The 17114-nt window shown below is 58.0% G+C and carries 17 protein-coding genes; 11 read left to right on the forward strand and 6 right to left on the reverse strand.

The features are described 5' to 3' along the window. Window positions 1-20: 20 nt before the first annotated feature. A complete protein-coding gene (gene gloB, locus R8G34_19290) occupies window positions 21-788 on the reverse strand; it encodes a hydroxyacylglutathione hydrolase (protein ID MDW3224998.1) in 768 nt (255 codons plus the stop codon). Between the two features lie 62 nt (window positions 789-850). On the opposite strand from gloB, the gene R8G34_19295 reads away from it, so the two are divergent. The 8 genes from R8G34_19295 to R8G34_19330 all read left to right on the forward strand — a co-directional run bounded on the left by R8G34_19295 (window position 851) and on the right by R8G34_19330 (window position 8591). Then, a complete protein-coding gene (locus R8G34_19295; protein MDW3224999.1) occupies window positions 851-1585 on the forward strand; it encodes a class I SAM-dependent methyltransferase in 735 nt (244 codons plus the stop codon). Window positions 1586-1900: 315 nt separating this feature from the next. Then, window positions 1901-2461, forward strand: a complete 561-nt coding sequence (locus R8G34_19300; protein ID MDW3225000.1) for a F0F1 ATP synthase subunit delta — start codon at window positions 1901-1903, stop codon at window positions 2459-2461. Next, window positions 2462-4000 carry a F0F1 ATP synthase subunit alpha gene (atpA, locus tag R8G34_19305; GenBank protein MDW3225001.1) on the forward strand — a complete coding sequence of 513 codons (1539 nt, stop codon included), beginning with the start codon at window positions 2462-2464 and terminating at the stop codon, window positions 3998-4000. 11 nt (window positions 4001-4011) lie between these two features. Beyond that, entirely contained in the window at window positions 4012-4887 is an 876-nt protein-coding gene (locus tag R8G34_19310; GenBank protein ID MDW3225002.1) for a F0F1 ATP synthase subunit gamma, read from the forward strand. 19 nt (window positions 4888-4906) lie between these two features. Continuing rightward, a complete protein-coding gene (gene atpD / locus R8G34_19315; protein ID MDW3225003.1) occupies window positions 4907-6331 on the forward strand; it encodes a F0F1 ATP synthase subunit beta in 1425 nt (474 codons plus the stop codon). Window positions 6332-6343: 12 nt separating this feature from the next. Further along, a complete protein-coding gene (locus R8G34_19320) occupies window positions 6344-6760 on the forward strand; it encodes a F0F1 ATP synthase subunit epsilon (protein ID MDW3225004.1) in 417 nt (138 codons plus the stop codon). Window positions 6761-6911: 151 nt separating this feature from the next. After that, window positions 6912-7763 (forward strand): alpha/beta fold hydrolase, encoded by an 852-nt coding sequence (locus R8G34_19325; GenBank protein MDW3225005.1) that lies wholly within the window; start codon window positions 6912-6914, stop codon window positions 7761-7763. 126 nt (window positions 7764-7889) lie between these two features. Next, complete coding sequence (locus tag R8G34_19330) at window positions 7890-8591, forward strand: VPLPA-CTERM sorting domain-containing protein (protein MDW3225006.1); 702 nt, start codon at window positions 7890-7892, stop codon at window positions 8589-8591. Between the two features lie 239 nt (window positions 8592-8830). Here R8G34_19330 and tcuA read toward each other — a convergent pair whose 3' ends face one another. Further along, on the reverse strand, window positions 8831-10300 hold the full coding sequence (gene tcuA / locus R8G34_19335; GenBank protein MDW3225007.1) for an FAD-dependent tricarballylate dehydrogenase TcuA: 1470 nt from the start codon (window positions 10298-10300) through the stop codon (window positions 8831-8833). A gap of 58 nt (window positions 10301-10358) precedes the next feature. Here tcuA and R8G34_19340 point away from each other — a divergent pair, with 58 nt between their 5' ends. The 3 genes from R8G34_19340 to R8G34_19350 are packed head-to-tail and all read left to right on the forward strand — an operon-like array spanning window position 10359 to window position 12717. Beyond that, window positions 10359-11009, forward strand: coding sequence for a GntR family transcriptional regulator (locus R8G34_19340; protein ID MDW3225008.1), 651 nt, complete (start codon window positions 10359-10361; stop codon window positions 11007-11009). Next, on the forward strand, window positions 11006-12040 hold the full coding sequence (locus R8G34_19345) for an AbrB family transcriptional regulator (protein ID MDW3225009.1): 1035 nt from the start codon (window positions 11006-11008) through the stop codon (window positions 12038-12040). The genes R8G34_19340 and R8G34_19345 overlap by 4 nt, the downstream gene beginning before the upstream one ends. Further along, a complete protein-coding gene (locus R8G34_19350) occupies window positions 12037-12717 on the forward strand; it encodes a transporter substrate-binding domain-containing protein (GenBank protein ID MDW3225010.1) in 681 nt (226 codons plus the stop codon). Before R8G34_19345 ends, R8G34_19350 begins: the two co-directional genes overlap by 4 nt. Here the strand turns inward: R8G34_19350 and R8G34_19355 are convergent. The 4 genes from R8G34_19355 to R8G34_19370 are packed head-to-tail and all read right to left on the reverse strand — an operon-like array spanning window position 12712 to window position 17091. Next, window positions 12712-13680, reverse strand: coding sequence for a D-2-hydroxyacid dehydrogenase family protein (locus tag R8G34_19355; protein MDW3225011.1), 969 nt, complete (start codon window positions 13678-13680; stop codon window positions 12712-12714). The genes R8G34_19350 and R8G34_19355 overlap by 6 nt on opposite strands. Then, window positions 13677-13916, reverse strand: coding sequence for a hypothetical protein (locus R8G34_19360; protein ID MDW3225012.1), 240 nt, complete (start codon window positions 13914-13916; stop codon window positions 13677-13679). The genes R8G34_19355 and R8G34_19360 overlap by 4 nt, the downstream gene beginning before the upstream one ends. Before the next feature lie 59 nt (window positions 13917-13975). Further along, the gene (locus R8G34_19365; GenBank protein MDW3225013.1) at window positions 13976-15067 is read right to left on the reverse strand and encodes a 4-oxalomesaconate tautomerase; all 1092 of its coding nucleotides are present in this window, start codon (window positions 15065-15067) and stop codon (window positions 13976-13978) included. Beyond that, a complete protein-coding gene (locus R8G34_19370; protein MDW3225014.1) occupies window positions 15064-17091 on the reverse strand; it encodes a tripartite tricarboxylate transporter permease in 2028 nt (675 codons plus the stop codon). Before R8G34_19370 ends, R8G34_19365 begins: the two co-directional genes overlap by 4 nt. Window positions 17092-17114 lie beyond the last annotated feature (23 nt).

Genomic DNA, 17114 nt, shown 5'->3' on the forward strand with positions numbered 1-17114 from the left:
GAAAGGCTTTGTTTTGGGCGTTAGAATGCATCCTTTCGGGCGCGGATTTCGGCAAAGACCTGAGCATCTGTTGCGTCTGGCATGTCCAGACGGGTTCGAATGTCAGCGTTGGAGGCGCGTAAAAATGGATTTGTGGCCATTTCGAGCGCCAGGGTTGAGGGAACGGTGGGATTGCCAGCGGACCGGGCCGCAACAATCCTCTCACTCCGCGATATAAGGTCGGGATTATCAGGATCAATGGTTAACGCAAACTTAGCGTTGGACGCGGTATATTCATGTCCAGAGCAAACAATTGTGTCAGGGGGCAAAGCCGCGAGCCTGGAAAGGCTTTGCCACATCTGATCCGGCGTCCCTTCAAACAGGCGACCACATCCCAATGCCATGAGGCTGTCAGCCGTGAACACAGCTGATGCATCCGCCAGATAAAACGCGATGTGGCCGAGGGTGTGCCCCGATACATCCATGACCTGAACCGTGAGACCTGCGAAATCAAATGTCTCCCCATCCTTCAAAGCATGGTCCAGCGCGGGCAGGCGATGCGCATCCGCGGCAGCGCCGGTCACGCGGGCCTGATGATCTTCCAGCACGCGGGCGAGACCCTGCACGTGATCGGCATGATGATGCGTGATCCAAACCTCGCTCAGCGACCAGCCCCGCGCTGCCAACACCTCCAGAATGGGCGCGGCGTCGGGGATATCCACGAGTGCGGTCTGCCCGGTGCCTGTGTCATGGATCAGGAACGCATAGTTATCTGACAAACAGGGAACAGTTACGATCTCGACGGGCATGGTCATTTACCTTCACTTTTGCAAAACTGCGCACAGAGTGACCGATACCGAGGCTGGCCGCAATGCATCTGGACGTTCAGGACCTGCGTAATTTCTACTACCGCTCGGCTTTGGGGCGCGCGGCACAGGCCAGCCTGCAAAACCGCATGCGCGAGATATGGCAAGAGGCCAAGGGCCAGACGGTTGTGGGATTTGGTTTCGCCGCCCCGCTCCTGCGTCCGTATCTGACGGATGCGCGCCGCGTCATCGCGCTGATGCCCGGACCACAGGGTGTGATGCCCTGGCCGCCGGGCAAGCCAAATGTGTCTGTGCTGACCGAGGAAACGCGATGGCCGCTGGAAACCGGACATGTGGACAAGCTGGTATTGCTGCACGGGCTGGAAACATCTGAGCGCCCCTCGGAGCTTCTGGAAGAATGCTGGCGCGTGCTGGGACCGGGGGGGCGCGCGCTGTTTATTGTTCCCAACCGCGCGGGCCTGTGGGCGCGTCGGGATCGCACGCCCTTTGGCTATGGGCGCCCGTATTCCCCGGGCCAGTTGGAAACGCAATTGCGCAAACACCAGTTTTTACCGGAACGCCACGCCGGGGCGCTCTACCAAGTGCCCTCAAAACAGAAACTTTGGATGAAAACCGGCGCGGCCTTTGAAAAATTCGGACGGCGCGTGCCGACGATGATGGCAGGTGGCGCTTTCATGGTGGAGGCGACGAAACTGGTCTACCCACCCAAAGGCAAGGTCGAACCGACCCGCAAATTGCGCCCGAGTGCCGTACTGGAACCAGCGGTCAAGCCAATTTGAGCAGCGCATCCCCGACTTTCACACCCACCAGATGACTGCAAATGCCACATTTTGCCGCTTGGGAATCGCAAAATCGCGCGTTAATCGTGCCAAATCTCAACTTTTCTGAACGGTAAAACCGTCGCACCAAAGCCAAGTGCCTGAAATCAAAAAGAAAGGCGCTAAAACAGAGTTCACTATCTCATGTTGCGGGGTGTGATCCTCTCTGCTACATCACCGCTGATTTCGACGTCTTGAGTAAATTCAAGCCGCGCCAACACTCCCGGTGACGCGACTCTTTCGCATACCCGGGGCCAGAACATCGGAAGGGTGGACGTGTCAGAACCAGCTTCGATTTCCACAAGCATTGCCGGGCGCTATGCCACGGCGGTCTATGAAATTGCCAAGGACGGCAAGGCTGTTGAAAAGCTGGAGGCTGATCTTGATGCCCTGAGCGCGGCCCTTGCAGAGAGCGACGACTTTCGCGCGCTGATCCATTCACCGATCTATTCGCGGGACGCGCAGGGTGCTGCCATTGCCGCCATCGCCCAGAAAATGGGTCTGTCGGACACTGTCGCCAATACGCTGGCCTTGATGGCGCAAAACCGTCGCCTGTTTGTGCTGCCGCAACTGGTCTCTACGCTGCGCGACATCATCGCTACTGAAAAGGGTGAGGTCACGGCCGATGTCACCTCCGCAAAGGCATTGACCAAAACGCAGTCCGAAAAGCTCGCCAAATCACTAAAGGCCTCTACAGGCAAAACCGTAACACTCAATGCGACCGTGGATGAAAGCCTCATCGGCGGTCTGATTGTCAAAGTGGGTTCGCGCATGATCGACACGTCGATCCGTGCGAAACTGAATTCCCTCCAGAATGCAATGAAAGAGGTCGGATAAATGGGTATCCAAGCAGCAGAAATTTCTGCGATCCTGAAGGACCAGATCAAGAATTTCGGTCAAGAAGCCGAAGTGGCCGAAGTCGGCCGTGTGCTTTCCGTCGGTGACGGTATTGCGCGTGTCTATGGTCTGGACAATGTTCAAGCCGGTGAAATGGTCGAATTCCCCGGTGGAATTCAGGGCATGGCGCTGAACCTTGAATCCGACAACGTCGGTGTGGTTATTTTCGGCTCTGACCGGGACATCAAAGAAGGCGACACCGTCAAGCGCACGAACTCCATCGTGTCCGTGCCAACAGGTGACGAACTGCTGGGCCGTGTTGTGGATGGTTTGGGTAACCCGATTGACGGCAAGGGGCCGATTGGCGCGAAAACCTCTTCTGTTGCGGACGTCAAAGCGCCGGGCATTATCCCGCGTAAATCCGTGCATGAGCCAATGGCGACCGGCCTGAAATCCGTGGATGCGATGATCCCGATTGGCCGTGGCCAGCGCGAATTGATCATTGGCGACCGTCAGACCGGTAAAACCGCTGTGGCGCTTGACTCCATCCTGAACCAGAAGTCGATCAACGATGCGGCAGGCGATGATGAGGGCAAAAAGCTCTATTGTGTCTATGTTGCGATCGGCCAGAAGCGTTCGACCGTTGCTCAGCTTGTGAAAAAGCTCGAAGAAACCGGCGCGATTGAATATTCCATCGTTGTGGCCGCAACGGCGTCCGAGCCTGCACCGATGCAGTTCCTTGCACCTTACTCCGCGACCGCGATGGCCGAGCATTTCCGCGACAACGGCCGCCACGCGCTGATCATCTATGATGATCTTTCCAAACAGGCCGTGTCCTATCGTCAGATGTCCCTGCTTCTGCGTCGCCCACCGGGCCGTGAAGCCTATCCAGGTGACGTTTTCTATCTCCACTCCCGTTTGCTGGAACGCTCCGCGAAACTGGGTGATGACGCCGGTAACGGTTCTTTGACGGCGCTGCCGATCATTGAAACCCAAGGCGGCGACGTTTCGGCCTTTATTCCGACAAACGTGATTTCGATTACGGATGGTCAGATCTTCCTTGAAACCGAACTCTTCTACCAAGGTATCCGCCCTGCGGTGAACACTGGTCTGTCGGTGAGCCGTGTTGGCTCCTCGGCTCAGACCAAGGCGATGTCGTCGGTCGCGGGTCCGGTGAAACTGTCCCTCGCGCAGTACCGCGAAATGGCGGCCTTTGCGCAGTTTGGCTCCGACCTTGATGCCTCCACACAGCAATTGCTGGCCCGTGGTGCGCGTCTTACCGAGTTGATGAAACAGCCACAGTACTCGCCCCTGACCAACGCGGAAATCGTCTGCGTGATTTTTGCAGGAACAAACGGCTTCCTCGACAAGGTCGACGTCAAGGACGTGGGTCGTTTCGAGGCGGGCATGCTGGCGCATCTGCGTTCCAAGCATCAGCCGCTGCTGGATGACATCACCAACAATGACCGCAAGGTGAAAGACGAGCTGGCCGACAGCATCAAGGCCGCGATCACTGAATTCTCCGCTGATTTCGCTTAAGAGGTAGGCCCATGCCCAGTCTTAAGGATCTCAAAAACAGGATCGAGTCGGTCAAATCGACCCGCAAGATCACCAAGGCGATGCAAATGGTTGCAGCTGCAAAGCTGCGCCGTGCGCAAGAAGCCGCGGAGCAATCGCGCCCCTACACTGAACGGTTTAACGCCGTGATGGCCGGGCTTGCGGCCTCCGTGGGGGGCTCGGATTCTGCGCCCAAACTGCTGTCCGGAACGGGCAGCGACAAGGTGCAGCTTCTGATCGTCATGACCTCTGAACGCGGCCTCTGTGGTGGCTTCAACTCGAACATCGCAAAACTCGCCCGCACCCATGCACAAAAGCTCATGGGTGAAGGCAAAGAGGTGAAAATCCTCACTGTCGGTAAAAAAGGCCGCGACCAGATGAAGCGGGACTACGGTCAGTTCTACATCGGTCACGTCGATATGACAGAGGTCAAACGTGTCGGTTACGCCGACGCGCAGGGCATCGCCAAAGACGTTCTGGCGCGCTTTGATGGCGGTGAATTTGACGTGGCAACGCTGTTTTATGCGAAGTTCGTCAACGTCGTGACGCAAATCCCGACCGCACAACAGATCATCCCGGCCACTTTCGAAGAATCGACAGGCGATGAGGGCTCGACCCTTTTCGACTACGAACCTTCCGAGGAAGCCATTTTGGCGGATCTGCTGCCACGCGGTGTGGCCACGCAGATCTTTTCCGGCTTGCTGGAAAACGGCGCGTCCGAACAAGGCGCGCGGATGTCGGCGATGGACAATGCGACACGCAACGCGGGCGAGATGATCGACAAGCTGACCATCCAATACAACCGTTCCCGTCAGGCCGTCATCACCAACGAGCTGATCGAAATCATTTCCGGCGCGGAAGCGCTGTAGAACAAATCGGAGAAACGACATGGCAAACGCAGTCGGAAAAATCACACAGGTCATCGGCGCGGTCGTTGACGTCCAGTTCGAAGATCACCTGCCGGAGATCCTGAACGCGCTGGAAACAGACAATAATGGCAACCGCCTGGTGCTCGAAGTGGCGCAGCACTTGGGTGAAAACACCGTGCGCACCATCGCGATGGACGCCACAGAGGGCCTCGTGCGCGGTCAGAAAGTGACCGACCAGGACGGCCCGATCTCGATCCCTGTGGGCAATGCCACATTGGGTCGGATCATGAACGTTGTGGGTGAGCCCATCGACGAAAAAGGCGCCGTAGAAGCGGACGAAAAACGCTCCATCCACCAGGAAGCGCCTGCTTTCGCCGAACAATCCACGACCTCCGAAGTGCTGGAAACCGGCATCAAGGTGATCGACCTTCTGGCGCCTTACGCCAAAGGTGGTAAAATTGGCCTCTTCGGTGGTGCGGGTGTGGGTAAAACCGTTCTCATCATGGAATTGATCAACAACATCGCCAAGGTGCACTCGGGTTTCTCCGTGTTCGCCGGTGTGGGTGAGCGGACGCGTGAAGGCAACGACCTTTACCACGAGATGATCGAATCCGCCGTTATTGTGCCGGACAACCTGCCGGAATCAAAAGTGGCGTTGGTTTACGGTCAGATGAACGAACCTCCCGGTGCGCGTATGCGTGTTGCTCTGACAGGCCTTACATTGGCCGAACAGTTCCGCGACCAATCCGGGACCGACGTTTTGTTCTTTGTCGACAACATCTTCCGCTTTACACAGGCCGGTTCCGAGGTGTCCGCTCTCTTGGGTCGTATTCCTTCCGCTGTGGGCTACCAGCCGACACTGGCGACTGACATGGGCGCGATGCAGGAACGCATCACCTCCACAAAGGCCGGTTCGATTACATCTGTGCAAGCGGTCTACGTGCCTGCGGATGACCTTACCGACCCTGCGCCAGCGACATCCTTTGCGCATCTTGATGCGACAACGGTTCTGTCCCGTGCGATTTCCGAGCTGGGTATTTATCCTGCGGTGGACCCGCTCGATTCCACATCGCGTCTGATGGACCCTGCGGTTGTGGGCGATGAGCACTATCAAGTGGCGCGTGACGTTCAGGGGATCCTGCAACGTTACAAATCGCTGCAAGACATCATCGCGATCCTCGGCATGGACGAATTGTCCGAAGAAGACAAATTGACCGTGGCCCGTGCCCGGAAGATCCAGCGCTTCCTCAGCCAACCGTTTGATGTGGCCAAGGTCTTCACCGGCGCGGACGGCAAACAGGTGCCGCTCAACGAGACGATCGAGAGCTTCAAAGCGGTTGTGGCCGGTGAATACGACCACCTGCCCGAAGGTGCCTTCTATATGGTTGGCGGCATCGAAGAAGTGAAAGCCAAAGCCGAGAAAATGGCGGCAGACGCCGCTTAAGGAGCCCGTAACATGGCAGATACGACGCAATTTGATCTGGTCTCGCCCGAACGGCGGCTTGCCTCTGCGCAGGTCGTATCGGTCCAGATTCCAGGCGCTGATGGCGACATGACAGCGATGGCGGGCCACGCGCCCACCATCACGACCCTGCGTCCCGGCATTCTGAGCACGGAGGGTCCTGATGGCACATCCGAGTTTGTGGTGACGGGCGGGTTTGCTGAAATCACCGCTGCGGGTGTCACGGTGCTGGCCGAACGCGCCATGCCGCGCAGCGAGGTCACATCAGATCATCTGGCCGATCTGGTGAAAGAAGCCGAAGAAGCCCTCGCGAACGCCAAATCAACCTTTGTCAACGAACCTGGCCCCGTGGATGACGCCGCCAAACTGCTCGCCGACATGGTCGCCGTTGGGGATCACATCCGCGTTTAAGGCTTCGCGTCAAACAACACTTTTAGAAACGGCGCCGCCTGCGGTGCCGTTTTTCGTTTATACCTAACATCTGCACTGGTGCGGAACGCTCTGGCCGTTGTGTCGCAAATCTCATCTTGCGCTGAGGCATTGAGGGTTTTTTCATCTTCTCATGACACCACAACAGCAAGTCAAAAACGCGGTGGCAATGACAATGAAATTTTCCATGCAACGCGCCCTTCAGGCGGCTTTTGCGTCTTTCCTGCTGGCGATCCTGACCATCACCCAGACTGCAGAGGCGCAGCAGGCGGATACGGCGGGCAGGCTTGCGATCCAGACAATTCCCTTCCCTGCCGGGGTGGCCCGGGCGGGTGGCAATGTCAGCTATACCGCGCCGGATTTCGCGGAGCTCCGGCGGACCGTCACCTACGAAGGGCAGGCGCGCAACTACTACATCTATGCGCCGCAATCGTCGGCAAGCGCACCGCGCCAGGCCATCGTCCTGCTGCACGGCGCGCAACGGTCCGGGCGCTCGATGATTGATATGTGGCTGAGGACCGCAAACCGCCACAACATTATCCTGATTGCGCCGGATTCTTTTGGGCCGAGTTGGTCCCCTGCGGAAGATCACCCGAATTTCCTGATCACGGCGCTGCGCGACGCCCATACGCAAGCGCCGATCCAGCCCGAGCAGGTCTACTTGTTTGGTCATTCAGCCGGCGGTATCCTCGCAACCCTCTATGCGAACCGCCTTGGCACGCCCTGGAGGGCCATCGCAACGCATGCCGGGGTGCTGGATGCCGAGCAGGTTGTACCAGCACAGGTAGCGCCTCCGATGCGCCATTACATTGGCTTGAATGATCATCTGTTCTCCGGTCGCGCGGCGCAATCAACGGCGCAAGCCCTGTCCGAGGCCGGGCATGATGTTGATCTTGTGATGATCACAAGCCACACCCATTGGTATTATGATATTGGCCCGCATCTGAGCGAGGAGATCTGGAAATATTGGCAGGGGCTCGACTGAAGTCGCGCAAGGTTTCCAAACGTACTCTCTCGGTGGACTTTCCACAGTGATTATGCAAAAAGCATCTGATGCGGGGTGACTAAGTATCGCCCTTGCAGCATTAATCTATTTAGAGGGGAGATTTGGATGATCGGCATTTCGAAGATCAAATTGATACTGGCAGCCGCAGCGGTCGCCATGGCAGGAACGGCCGGCGTGCACGCAGCACCGCTGAACGGCGATGGCAATCTGCAAAACGGAGTTGTCTTTGGTTCCGGCAATGCGAACGGGTCTTTCACCGGTGTGAATGAGTTTGGCGTCGAACTCGGTTTGCGCGGAAAACAGCGCTATGATCTGTCCGGCTTACCGCAAAACATCTTCAATTACGATGGCGATCAGACGTATACCTTTGATCCGGCGCTCTCGAATGCGCCTGCGAACCGGTCCATCTGGAACTTTGAGTTTTCGATAGATGTAGGTGATACCGCAGGTGGCACGCTCGGCACCAGCGGCTGGAATTTTGCGCTGGGAATCGATACGGATCCGACCTCCGGTGTGAGCCTCGCATTTGGCTCGGCGTTTGATCCCTTGTTGTACGGCGATAATGCGGGCGGCCCGTCAGTTGCACAAAATTCGCAGAACCTCGGGTTTGGTTATACTGCTGGAAATCCGCAAGCCTTTGGCACCTATACCATTAGCCTGTTTGGCACAAACGGGTCGGATCAACTGTCAACGAGCATTGATATCGTTGTCCAGCCCGCTGTCGTTCCGCTGCCGGCTGGTGTGTTGCTTATGCTGACCGGTCTCGGCGCTTTTGGTCTGGTGGGGCGTCGTCGCAAAGCCGCCTGAACGCTACAATTGACATGCTTTACAAGGGGCGCTTCGTTCGGGAGCGCCTTTTTTGTTGACCCCTGCCAGATGCGCGCTGCTCTACGGTGATCTATTATGTTTATCAAGGGCCAGGATGCATCACACTCGTTAGCCCCGCGAAGGTGTGAGATCAGAGAATACGCACCGCGGCGACCCTGTGATGTCGCCTTGCAATAGCGCGGCGGCCGTAAGGCGATAACACTGACGTCCACGTGACCTTAACTCAGTGCTGATCCATATCCGGCACGACGGCCAAACACGGCACCTGAGGTCAGACCGGACCCGCCGGGATAGCCTGCAAAAAAGACGCCGCCCACCAATTCGCCGCAGGCAAACAGGCCGGGTATCGCCTGACCCTCTTTTGAAACAACACGCCCCATGTCGTCTACTTTGAGGCCGCCATAGGTGAAGGTAATCCCGCCCGTCACCGGGAAAGCGCGAAACGGACCTGTGTCGATTTTCTGCGCCCAGTTGGTCTTGGGCGGGGTCAGCCCATCGGCGCCTTTGCCATCCAGAGACGTGGGATCAAAAGGCACCGCCTCGTTCACCGCCTCATTATAGGCGGTGAGTGTCTCAAGAGCGGCCGTGCTGTCCACGCCCTCCATCTGAATCGCCAGCCCCTCAAGCGTGTCCGCTTCGACAAAATGAGCGTCGTGGAAACGGTATTCGCCGTAGAGCAAATCAAAGACCTTGCTGTCAAAAACCTGCCACGCAAATTGTCCGGGCTGCTCCAGAATCGCCGCACCATATTGTGCATAGGTGTAATTGCGAAAATTAGCACCCTCATCGACAAACCTTTCCCCGTTCGCGTTCAGCATCACGCCCAGAAAATAGGAAATCTTGCGATAATTCTTGCGCTCTCCGGGGGGCAGGTCGAGCCCGCCAAAATCCGCCATATGCAAATCCATGGGCGTCGCATGACAGCCTGAGTAAAGACCGTATTCTGCGGCACCCGCGCTGATCGCCATCGTCAACCCGTCCCCTGTATTATGCGGTGTGCCTCGGACTTTTGCCGCTTGCCAGTTTGGACCCATGTATTTGACGCGCATTTCTTCGCTCGCTTCAAACCCGCCGGAGGCCAGAATGACAGCATCCCCAAAAATCTCCTCCGCGCCGACGCGCACGCCAATAACGCGTTGGTCCTCCATGATCAGGTCGGTCACAGCCGCGTCATAGCGGACTGTGCCGCCCAGCCGCTCAACGGCGGCAAGTTCCATGTCAAAGAGCCCAACACCTTCGTTTTCAGCCGACAACGTCAAGCCGCCCCAAAACACATGGCGTCCATTTTTCTCGAAACTCTGACGGCTATAGATTGGCTCAAACTTTACGTCATGCGAGGCCAGCCAACGCATTGTTTCACCTGAGGTATTGATCAAAACCTGTTGCTCCGGGGACAAGGCGCGGCCATCGTTGAACCCCAAAAGGTCCGCTGCAAATTTTTCGGTGGTATAGGTGCCAAAATCGGTTTTTGGCAGACGCGCATCTGTCGGATCGCGCAACAAGGGCATCAAATCGTCCGGACCCTCATAGGCGAAGCGCATCGCCCCTGCGGTGTATTTGGTGTTGCCGCCTGCCAATGATCTGTCTGCTTTTTCTAACAGGGTGACCTGCGCACCTTTTTCAAGCGCGGCAATAGCAGCACAAAGGGCGGCATTGCCGGTTCCCACGATGATGACTGATTTTGACATTGGCATTTCCTCGTCCGTAGCATATTGTATCCAAGCGGATACAATTTAAGGTCTTAGAATGTCGGATCAGGATTTGCAAGACATGTCGCAGGGCGAGGCCGCCTATGCACAGCTCCGGGCAGCGATCCGGGAAGGTCAGTTCCAGCCCGGGGAGCGATTGCGCGAAGTGGATGTGGCCGAGCGCTTGGCGCTGTCCCGCACGCCCGTGCGTGAGGCGTTGCGCAAACTGGAAAGCGACGGGATCGTCGAACATCGCCCCCGCATTGGTGCCGTGATCCGCACCCTGTCGCGTCCCGAGGTCGTGGAGCTTTATGAAATGCGCCTCGTGTTGGAACGCACTGCCGCAGAAATGGCGGCAAAACATGCCAGTGTTGCGGAGATTGACGCGCTGGAAGGTTTGAATGCCCAAATTGGGGCCGCCAGGGATGACGCACAGAGGGCCTCTGCGCTCAATCAGAAATTCCACCACTGTATTTATCTGGCAACGCGCAACCGGTTTTTGCTGGAGTCTGCGCGCGCATTGAACAATGCGTTGATGCTGCTTGGTCCGACAACGCTGGCCGATGAAGCGCGGATCAAAACGGTTTTTGCCCAACATCAGAACATCATTGCCGCCCTGCGGGATGGTGATCCGCCGGCGGCTGGAACTGCCGCCGAAACCCACCTTCAAACGTCGTTGCGACATCGGTTGAAAGTCATGCAGGCATGATGCAGCATCTCACCGCCTTCGGCACAGCCCTTATCGGCGTGGCCGCATTCAAACTGCTGCATTTGCCACTGCCGTGGCTGTTGGGACCCATTTTTGCCTGCCTGATGGCGGCGCTCGCCGGTGTCCCGATGCGCGCGGTCAAACCGCTGAACGAGGCAATGCGCACCATCCTCGGTGTGGCGGTGGGGGCGACTTTTACCACAACCCTGCTGGCGTCCATGGTCGGGATGTGGCCGACCCTGTTGATGATCCCGGTGATGACAAGCCTGATTGGTTTGGTGGGGGTTGCGTATTTTCAGCGGCTCTGGGGATTTGATTTCGCGACAAGCTATTATGGCTCCATGCCGGGCGGGCTTCAGGACATGTTGGTGTTTGGCGAAGAGGCGGGCGGCGATGTGCGCGCGCTGTCTTTGATCCATGCAACCCGTGTCATGGTCATCGTCGTCGCACTGCCGTTCCTGCTGACGTGGGTATGGGATGCCGATCTCACCAATCCGCCGGGCGCGCCCGCCGCGACGATCGCAGGGTCACAACTTGCCTTGATGGTCTTCTGCGGGTTGGTTGGATGGCAGGTGGCCAAAAAGCTGGGCATGTTTGGCGCGTCGATCCTTGGCCCGCTCCTGTTGGCGGCAGCGCTGGCATTGACGGGCGTGTTGCAACACAGACCCCCGGCCGAAGCGATCTGGGCGGCGCAGTTCTTCATTGGCATGGGCGTGGGGTGCAAATACGCGGGCGTCACAGCGCAGGAGGTGCGCAGGGATGTGACCGCCGGTCTGGGGTTCTGCGTGATTCTGCTGCTGTTGACGGTGGTTTTCGTCGAAGTCATTCATCTCGCCGATCTCGCCCCGCCTTTGGAAACAATCCTTGCTTTTGCGCCGGGTGGGCAGGCCGAATTGACCGTTTTGGCATTGATCGTCGGGGCCGATATGGCCTTTGTCGTGGCGCATCATGTGTTACGAATCTTCGTGGTCATTCTGGGCGCGCCGCTCTTTGCAAAGCTATTTCAGGCGCAACAGAAAGTGGGCAAATGACACTTCAGGAAGACTTAACAGGACTTGCGAAAAACGGCGTCCTGCGCGCGGCGATCAACACCGGCAATCGCGCTTTGGTGCAGGTGAATGAGGGCACATTGAACGGCGTCAGCCCTGCGTTGGCCCATCGGTTGGCGGTCGAGATCGGGGCGCAATTGACGCCTGTGATCTACGACGGAGCGGGAAAAGTGTTTGCCGATGTGGATGCGGATACCTGGGACGTCGGGTTTCTGGCAATAGATGCGCTGAGGGCGGAAAAGCTATCCTTCACAGCACCTTACGTGACAATTGAGGCGACATTCGCCGTGCGCGCAAGCTCGCAGATTACAGATGTGGATGCGGTCGACCGGGCGGGTACCCGCGTTTTGACGGCCCGCGGGTCGGCCTATGACATGTATCTGACGTGGGCGTTGGAACACGCCGTTTTGGAACGTTTCGGCACACCGCCAGAGAGTTTTGCCGAATTCCAACAGGGACGCGCGGATGCCGTTGCAGGGGTACGCGCCTCACTTGAGGCGTTTTTTGCGTCAGACCCGAACGTGCGCATTTTGCCCGGCGTGCTGACCGCAGTGCATCAGGCGATGGTCTTGCCCGGACGCGTTAACCCCAGACAAGCAGCGCTTGATGATTTTGTCGTGCGCGCCATTCAGGATGGGTTTGTGGACGCGCATTTATGACCAGACCGACGGGTTGATCATATGGATCGGCGCGCCGGTGGCATAGGCGTTGATCTGATCAAAAATGTCTGAGAATTGCAGGTCAAACTCATCCTCGGTCACATAACCGATGTGCGGCGTGGCCAGCACATTGGGATGGGTCAGCAGCACGTTGTTCTGATCCCGCAAAGGTTCCTGATCAAACACATCAACTGCTGCATGGATACGATCCCGCGTAATCTCGGTCTCCAAGGCGCCGGTTTCGATCAAGCCTGACCGTGATGTATTGACCAACAACGATCGGGGGCGCATCGCGGCCAGATCGGCCGCCGTCACGATGCCGCGTGTTTCCGGTTTCAGGCGCACGTGCAGACTGACGACATCGGATGTTTCAAAGAACGCTTCGCGCGAGGCGGGCACGATTTCCCTTGCGGCTGCAGCGCGCGCGCGACCCTCTGGTGATCCCCAAAACTGCACGGTCATCCCCAGCGCTTTTGCGTATTGCGCCACCGCCCCGGCAATACGGCCATAACCGTAAAGCCCGAGCCTGCGCCCCCGCAGGGTCCGCCCGACACCGCACTGCCAGTCGCCTTGTTTCAGCGACGCCGCCTGCTGTGGGATCTGGCGATAACTGGCAAGGATCAGCGCAAGCGTGTGTTCTGCCGCTGCATAAGACGGCGTATCGGAATGCATGTTGGAGCACAGCAACACATCATGCGCGGTGCAGGCCGCCACGTCGATATGCGGATACACACTGCGTTGTGAAATCAGCTTGAGTTTGGGCAGGCGCGTCAACAGATCCGCGCTGATCTTGGTGCGCTCGCGAAACAGGACAAGCGCCTCGGCGTCTTGCACCCGTGCGGCCAATTGCGCCGGGTCCGGCTGATGATCCGTCCAGACGGTCACATCATGCGCGGCAAGCTTGTCAAAGCAGGCAAGACCGCGCAGCGTGTCAAACCAGTCATCAAGAATATGGACTTTCATCGGCTTTCAACACCGGCACTTGGGGTTGGGGTGCGCGGGGTCGGAACAAAGATGGATGCATCCAAGGATTGCAATGCTGTCTGGACCCTTTGGCGTTCGGCGAGCAGGTGATTGAATTGCACGTCACACCCCGAAATCGGCGTTGGATACCTGCTGATTTCATCGCGCAGGATTTGCCGGGCAAGGGTCAGCTCTGTGCGGGCGGCCAGAATGCAGTCTTGAAATTCATCCGTCATGGTGTGTTCCTTCAATTGTATACCATAGTATACCATAGTATACCAAAAGGGCGTCTAAGTCAATTTCCTTCCCAAACCGAGGCGGGAATAAAAACCGATCCTGCCGCCAGTTTGCGCGCCGTCCGCACCAGCCCGGCTGATTTGATGCTGAAATCCGCGACGGTCCGGGTGTACTCCACAACAACATCAATGGTGCCTGACGCATGTTCCAACACGATCTGTGCCGGGCTCGTCTCAGGCACCTTGGCCAAACCCTCGGCCACGCTGCCGGGTGTCAGCACGCAGGACGCAAGACATTGCGCGCCCGTCACCGCCATTGTGGGGTGGCATTTCCACGGCATGAAGTACCGCGTCGTAATCGTGCCGCCCTCAGTGGCCGGGGCCAGCAAACCAAATTTGGGCGTTACCGATTTTGACACATCACCCATGCCCATCAACGCGCCAGCCTGCAGCCGGATGGCTTCCATACGGGCATAAAACGCGGCGTTTTCATCCAGTTCTGCGGCAGTTTCATAGCCCGTCAATCCGAAGCTGGTGGCCTGCGCGATGACCATGGGCATGGCCACATCCATGCAGGTCACATCAATCCCGTCGATCGTGTCCACCACATTGCCAGTCGGCAGAAACGATCCGGTGACGCCCCCCACGGTCTCCATGAATTGCAAGGCAACGGGGGCTGAACGTCCCGGCACACCGTCGATCTGCGCCTCCCCCTCATAGTTGACCTCGGCCTTTGGGGTTTGCACAATCGCAGCCACCCGCGCTTCTGTGTTGACCGCGCGAATATTGACGGTGGTTTCCCCGTCCTGTGCGCCCACCAACCCCATTTCAATGGCGGCGGGGCCGACGCCGGACAGGATATTGCCGCAGGTCGGTTTGAAATCCACCAGTTGATCTTCCACGCTGACCTGCGCAAAGAAATAATCCACATCCGCCCAGGGATCGCTTGAGCGCGAGAGCATCGCCACCTTTGTGGTGACCGCAGCACCGCCCCCGATGCCATCAATGTTGAGCGGATGACCTGAGCCAACGATGGCGATCAGAACCTGCGCCAGCGCGTCCCGGTCTTCGGGAAGATCAGCGCGGTTGATGTAGGGCCCGCGCGAGGTGCCGCCGCGCATGAAGACAAACGGGATCTCGGTCTGGCTCATGTGAAGGGCCAGGGCAGGTCGGCATAGGACTGCAGCAATCCGGGTGGGAAGTCCCGGTTCAACAGCCACGCCATGCCAAGCATGAAGGAGATGCCCGCCACTGTATAGATCGCAGCAAAACCGGTACTGACGCTGGCGCGCAGCTTCATGAAGGCGAACAGGAAAACCGCTAGCGCGAGGATGAACCCAAACAGCGATGTCAGGATCAAAAGAGCGGCAAACCACGCCAGAGTGGGCCACAACCCATGCGTGGCATCGGCGTCTTCGCCGTTCTTTTCACGATCCGCAAAAATCGTATCGGTTTCCGGCTTCAGCATCATGCGGATGATCAGCAACGCACAGCCAAACAGGCACACCCCGGCCACGAACATCGGGAACACCCGGTCGCGGCTGTAGCTCGGGATCGACGCGGCATCATAAAACGCATAGGCGATGTATCCGGTGACAACGAGCATGAAAATGAACGGCGCGCGTTTGGAGCCGGATTGCACATCGCCTTCGGCCATGATGTTTTTGGCCTGCCGCAAACCCAACACGACGGAGATCACGGTGATGATGATCAGGATGATCACAATCGGGGAAAAGATATAATCAATCCCGTCGCCAAAGCTTTTGCGGAACTGGCTTTGCGCCAGTTGCACCGCTTGGTTGGCATAGGTTTCCGCCGGATTGGACAGCACAAACCCGATCAGGAAGGCCGGGCGCGACCAGTCAAAGCGGCGCATCAGCAGCCCCAGAAAACCGATGGCGAAAAGCGCCACAAGATCCATCAGGTTCTGCCCCGACTGGAAGGCCGCAAAGCTGATGATCATGAACAGGAAAGGGGCCAGCAAGGCAAAGCGGATGGTGGTCAGTTTGGCAATGCCGCCCGAGGCTGCAATGCAAATAATGGTGCCGACCACATTGGCCAGCGCCAGCAACCACACGATGGAATATGTAATATCGAGGTTGTTTTTCAACATCGCCGGGCCGACTTCGATCTGGCCCGATCCCAGCAAGGCAATGGCCCCGATGAAGATCGCCATGGAACCCGAACCGGGGATGCCAAAGAGCAATGTCGGGACCAGACCGCCGCCTTCTTTGGCGTTGTTGGAGCTTTCCGGGCCGATCACCCCGCGCACTTCGCCTTTGCCGAAGTTTGATTTGTCCTTGGTGGTTTGCACCGCGTGACCATAGGCGATCCAATCCACGACGGACCCGCCAAGGCCGGGGATGACGCCGACGACGACCCCGATGATGGAACAGCGTACAGACAGCCAGATGTTGGCGAACCAGTCCCGCACACCGTCGATCCAGCCGCCCCCCAATTGGGGTTCTTTTGAGATGGCGCGGTCCTGACGCAACAGCGAAATAATTTCGGGGATGGCAAAGATACCAAGGCCCACGATGACCAGCTTCAACCCGTCCGTCAGATAGGGGAAATCATAAGAGGACATGCGCAGATCGCCCGAGGATGCGCCCTCGCCGATGGTACCGATCAGCATGCCAAGCCCGGCGGCCACGATGCCTTTGATCGCGACGCGCCCGGCCAGAATACCCACCATCGAGAGTCCAAACACCGTGATCATCAAAAGCTCGGGCGTGCGGAATTCCAACACGATGGGGCGCGCGATCAGGATGAACACCGTCAGAAAGGATGCGCCCACAAGCCCGCCAAACAGCGAGGAGGCAAAGGCGGCAGACAAGGCCCGCGCCGCCATGCCCCTTTTGGCCATGGGGAAACCGTCCAGCACAGTGGCTTGGGAGGCGGATGATCCCGGAATCCCCATCAGAACAGAGGCAAACGTGTCGGATGTGGGGACCACGGCGACCATGCCCACCATCAGCGCGAGACCCAAAATCGGGTCCATGCCGAACATGAATGGCAAGAGCAACGACAGGCCTGCGATACCGCCCAGCCCCGGAAATACCCCGATGCACAGGCCCATCACAACGCCCAGCACCAGATATCCAATCACGACCGGTTGTAAGATCAGGCCCCATGCATCGCCTAAGGCCGGCAAAGCCTCCATGATCACTTCCATGCGCCTATCCCCCCGCTTTGCTT

This window comes from Paracoccaceae bacterium, assembly GCA_033344815.1.
Taxonomy (GTDB): domain Bacteria; phylum Pseudomonadota; class Alphaproteobacteria; order Rhodobacterales; family Rhodobacteraceae; genus Roseobacter.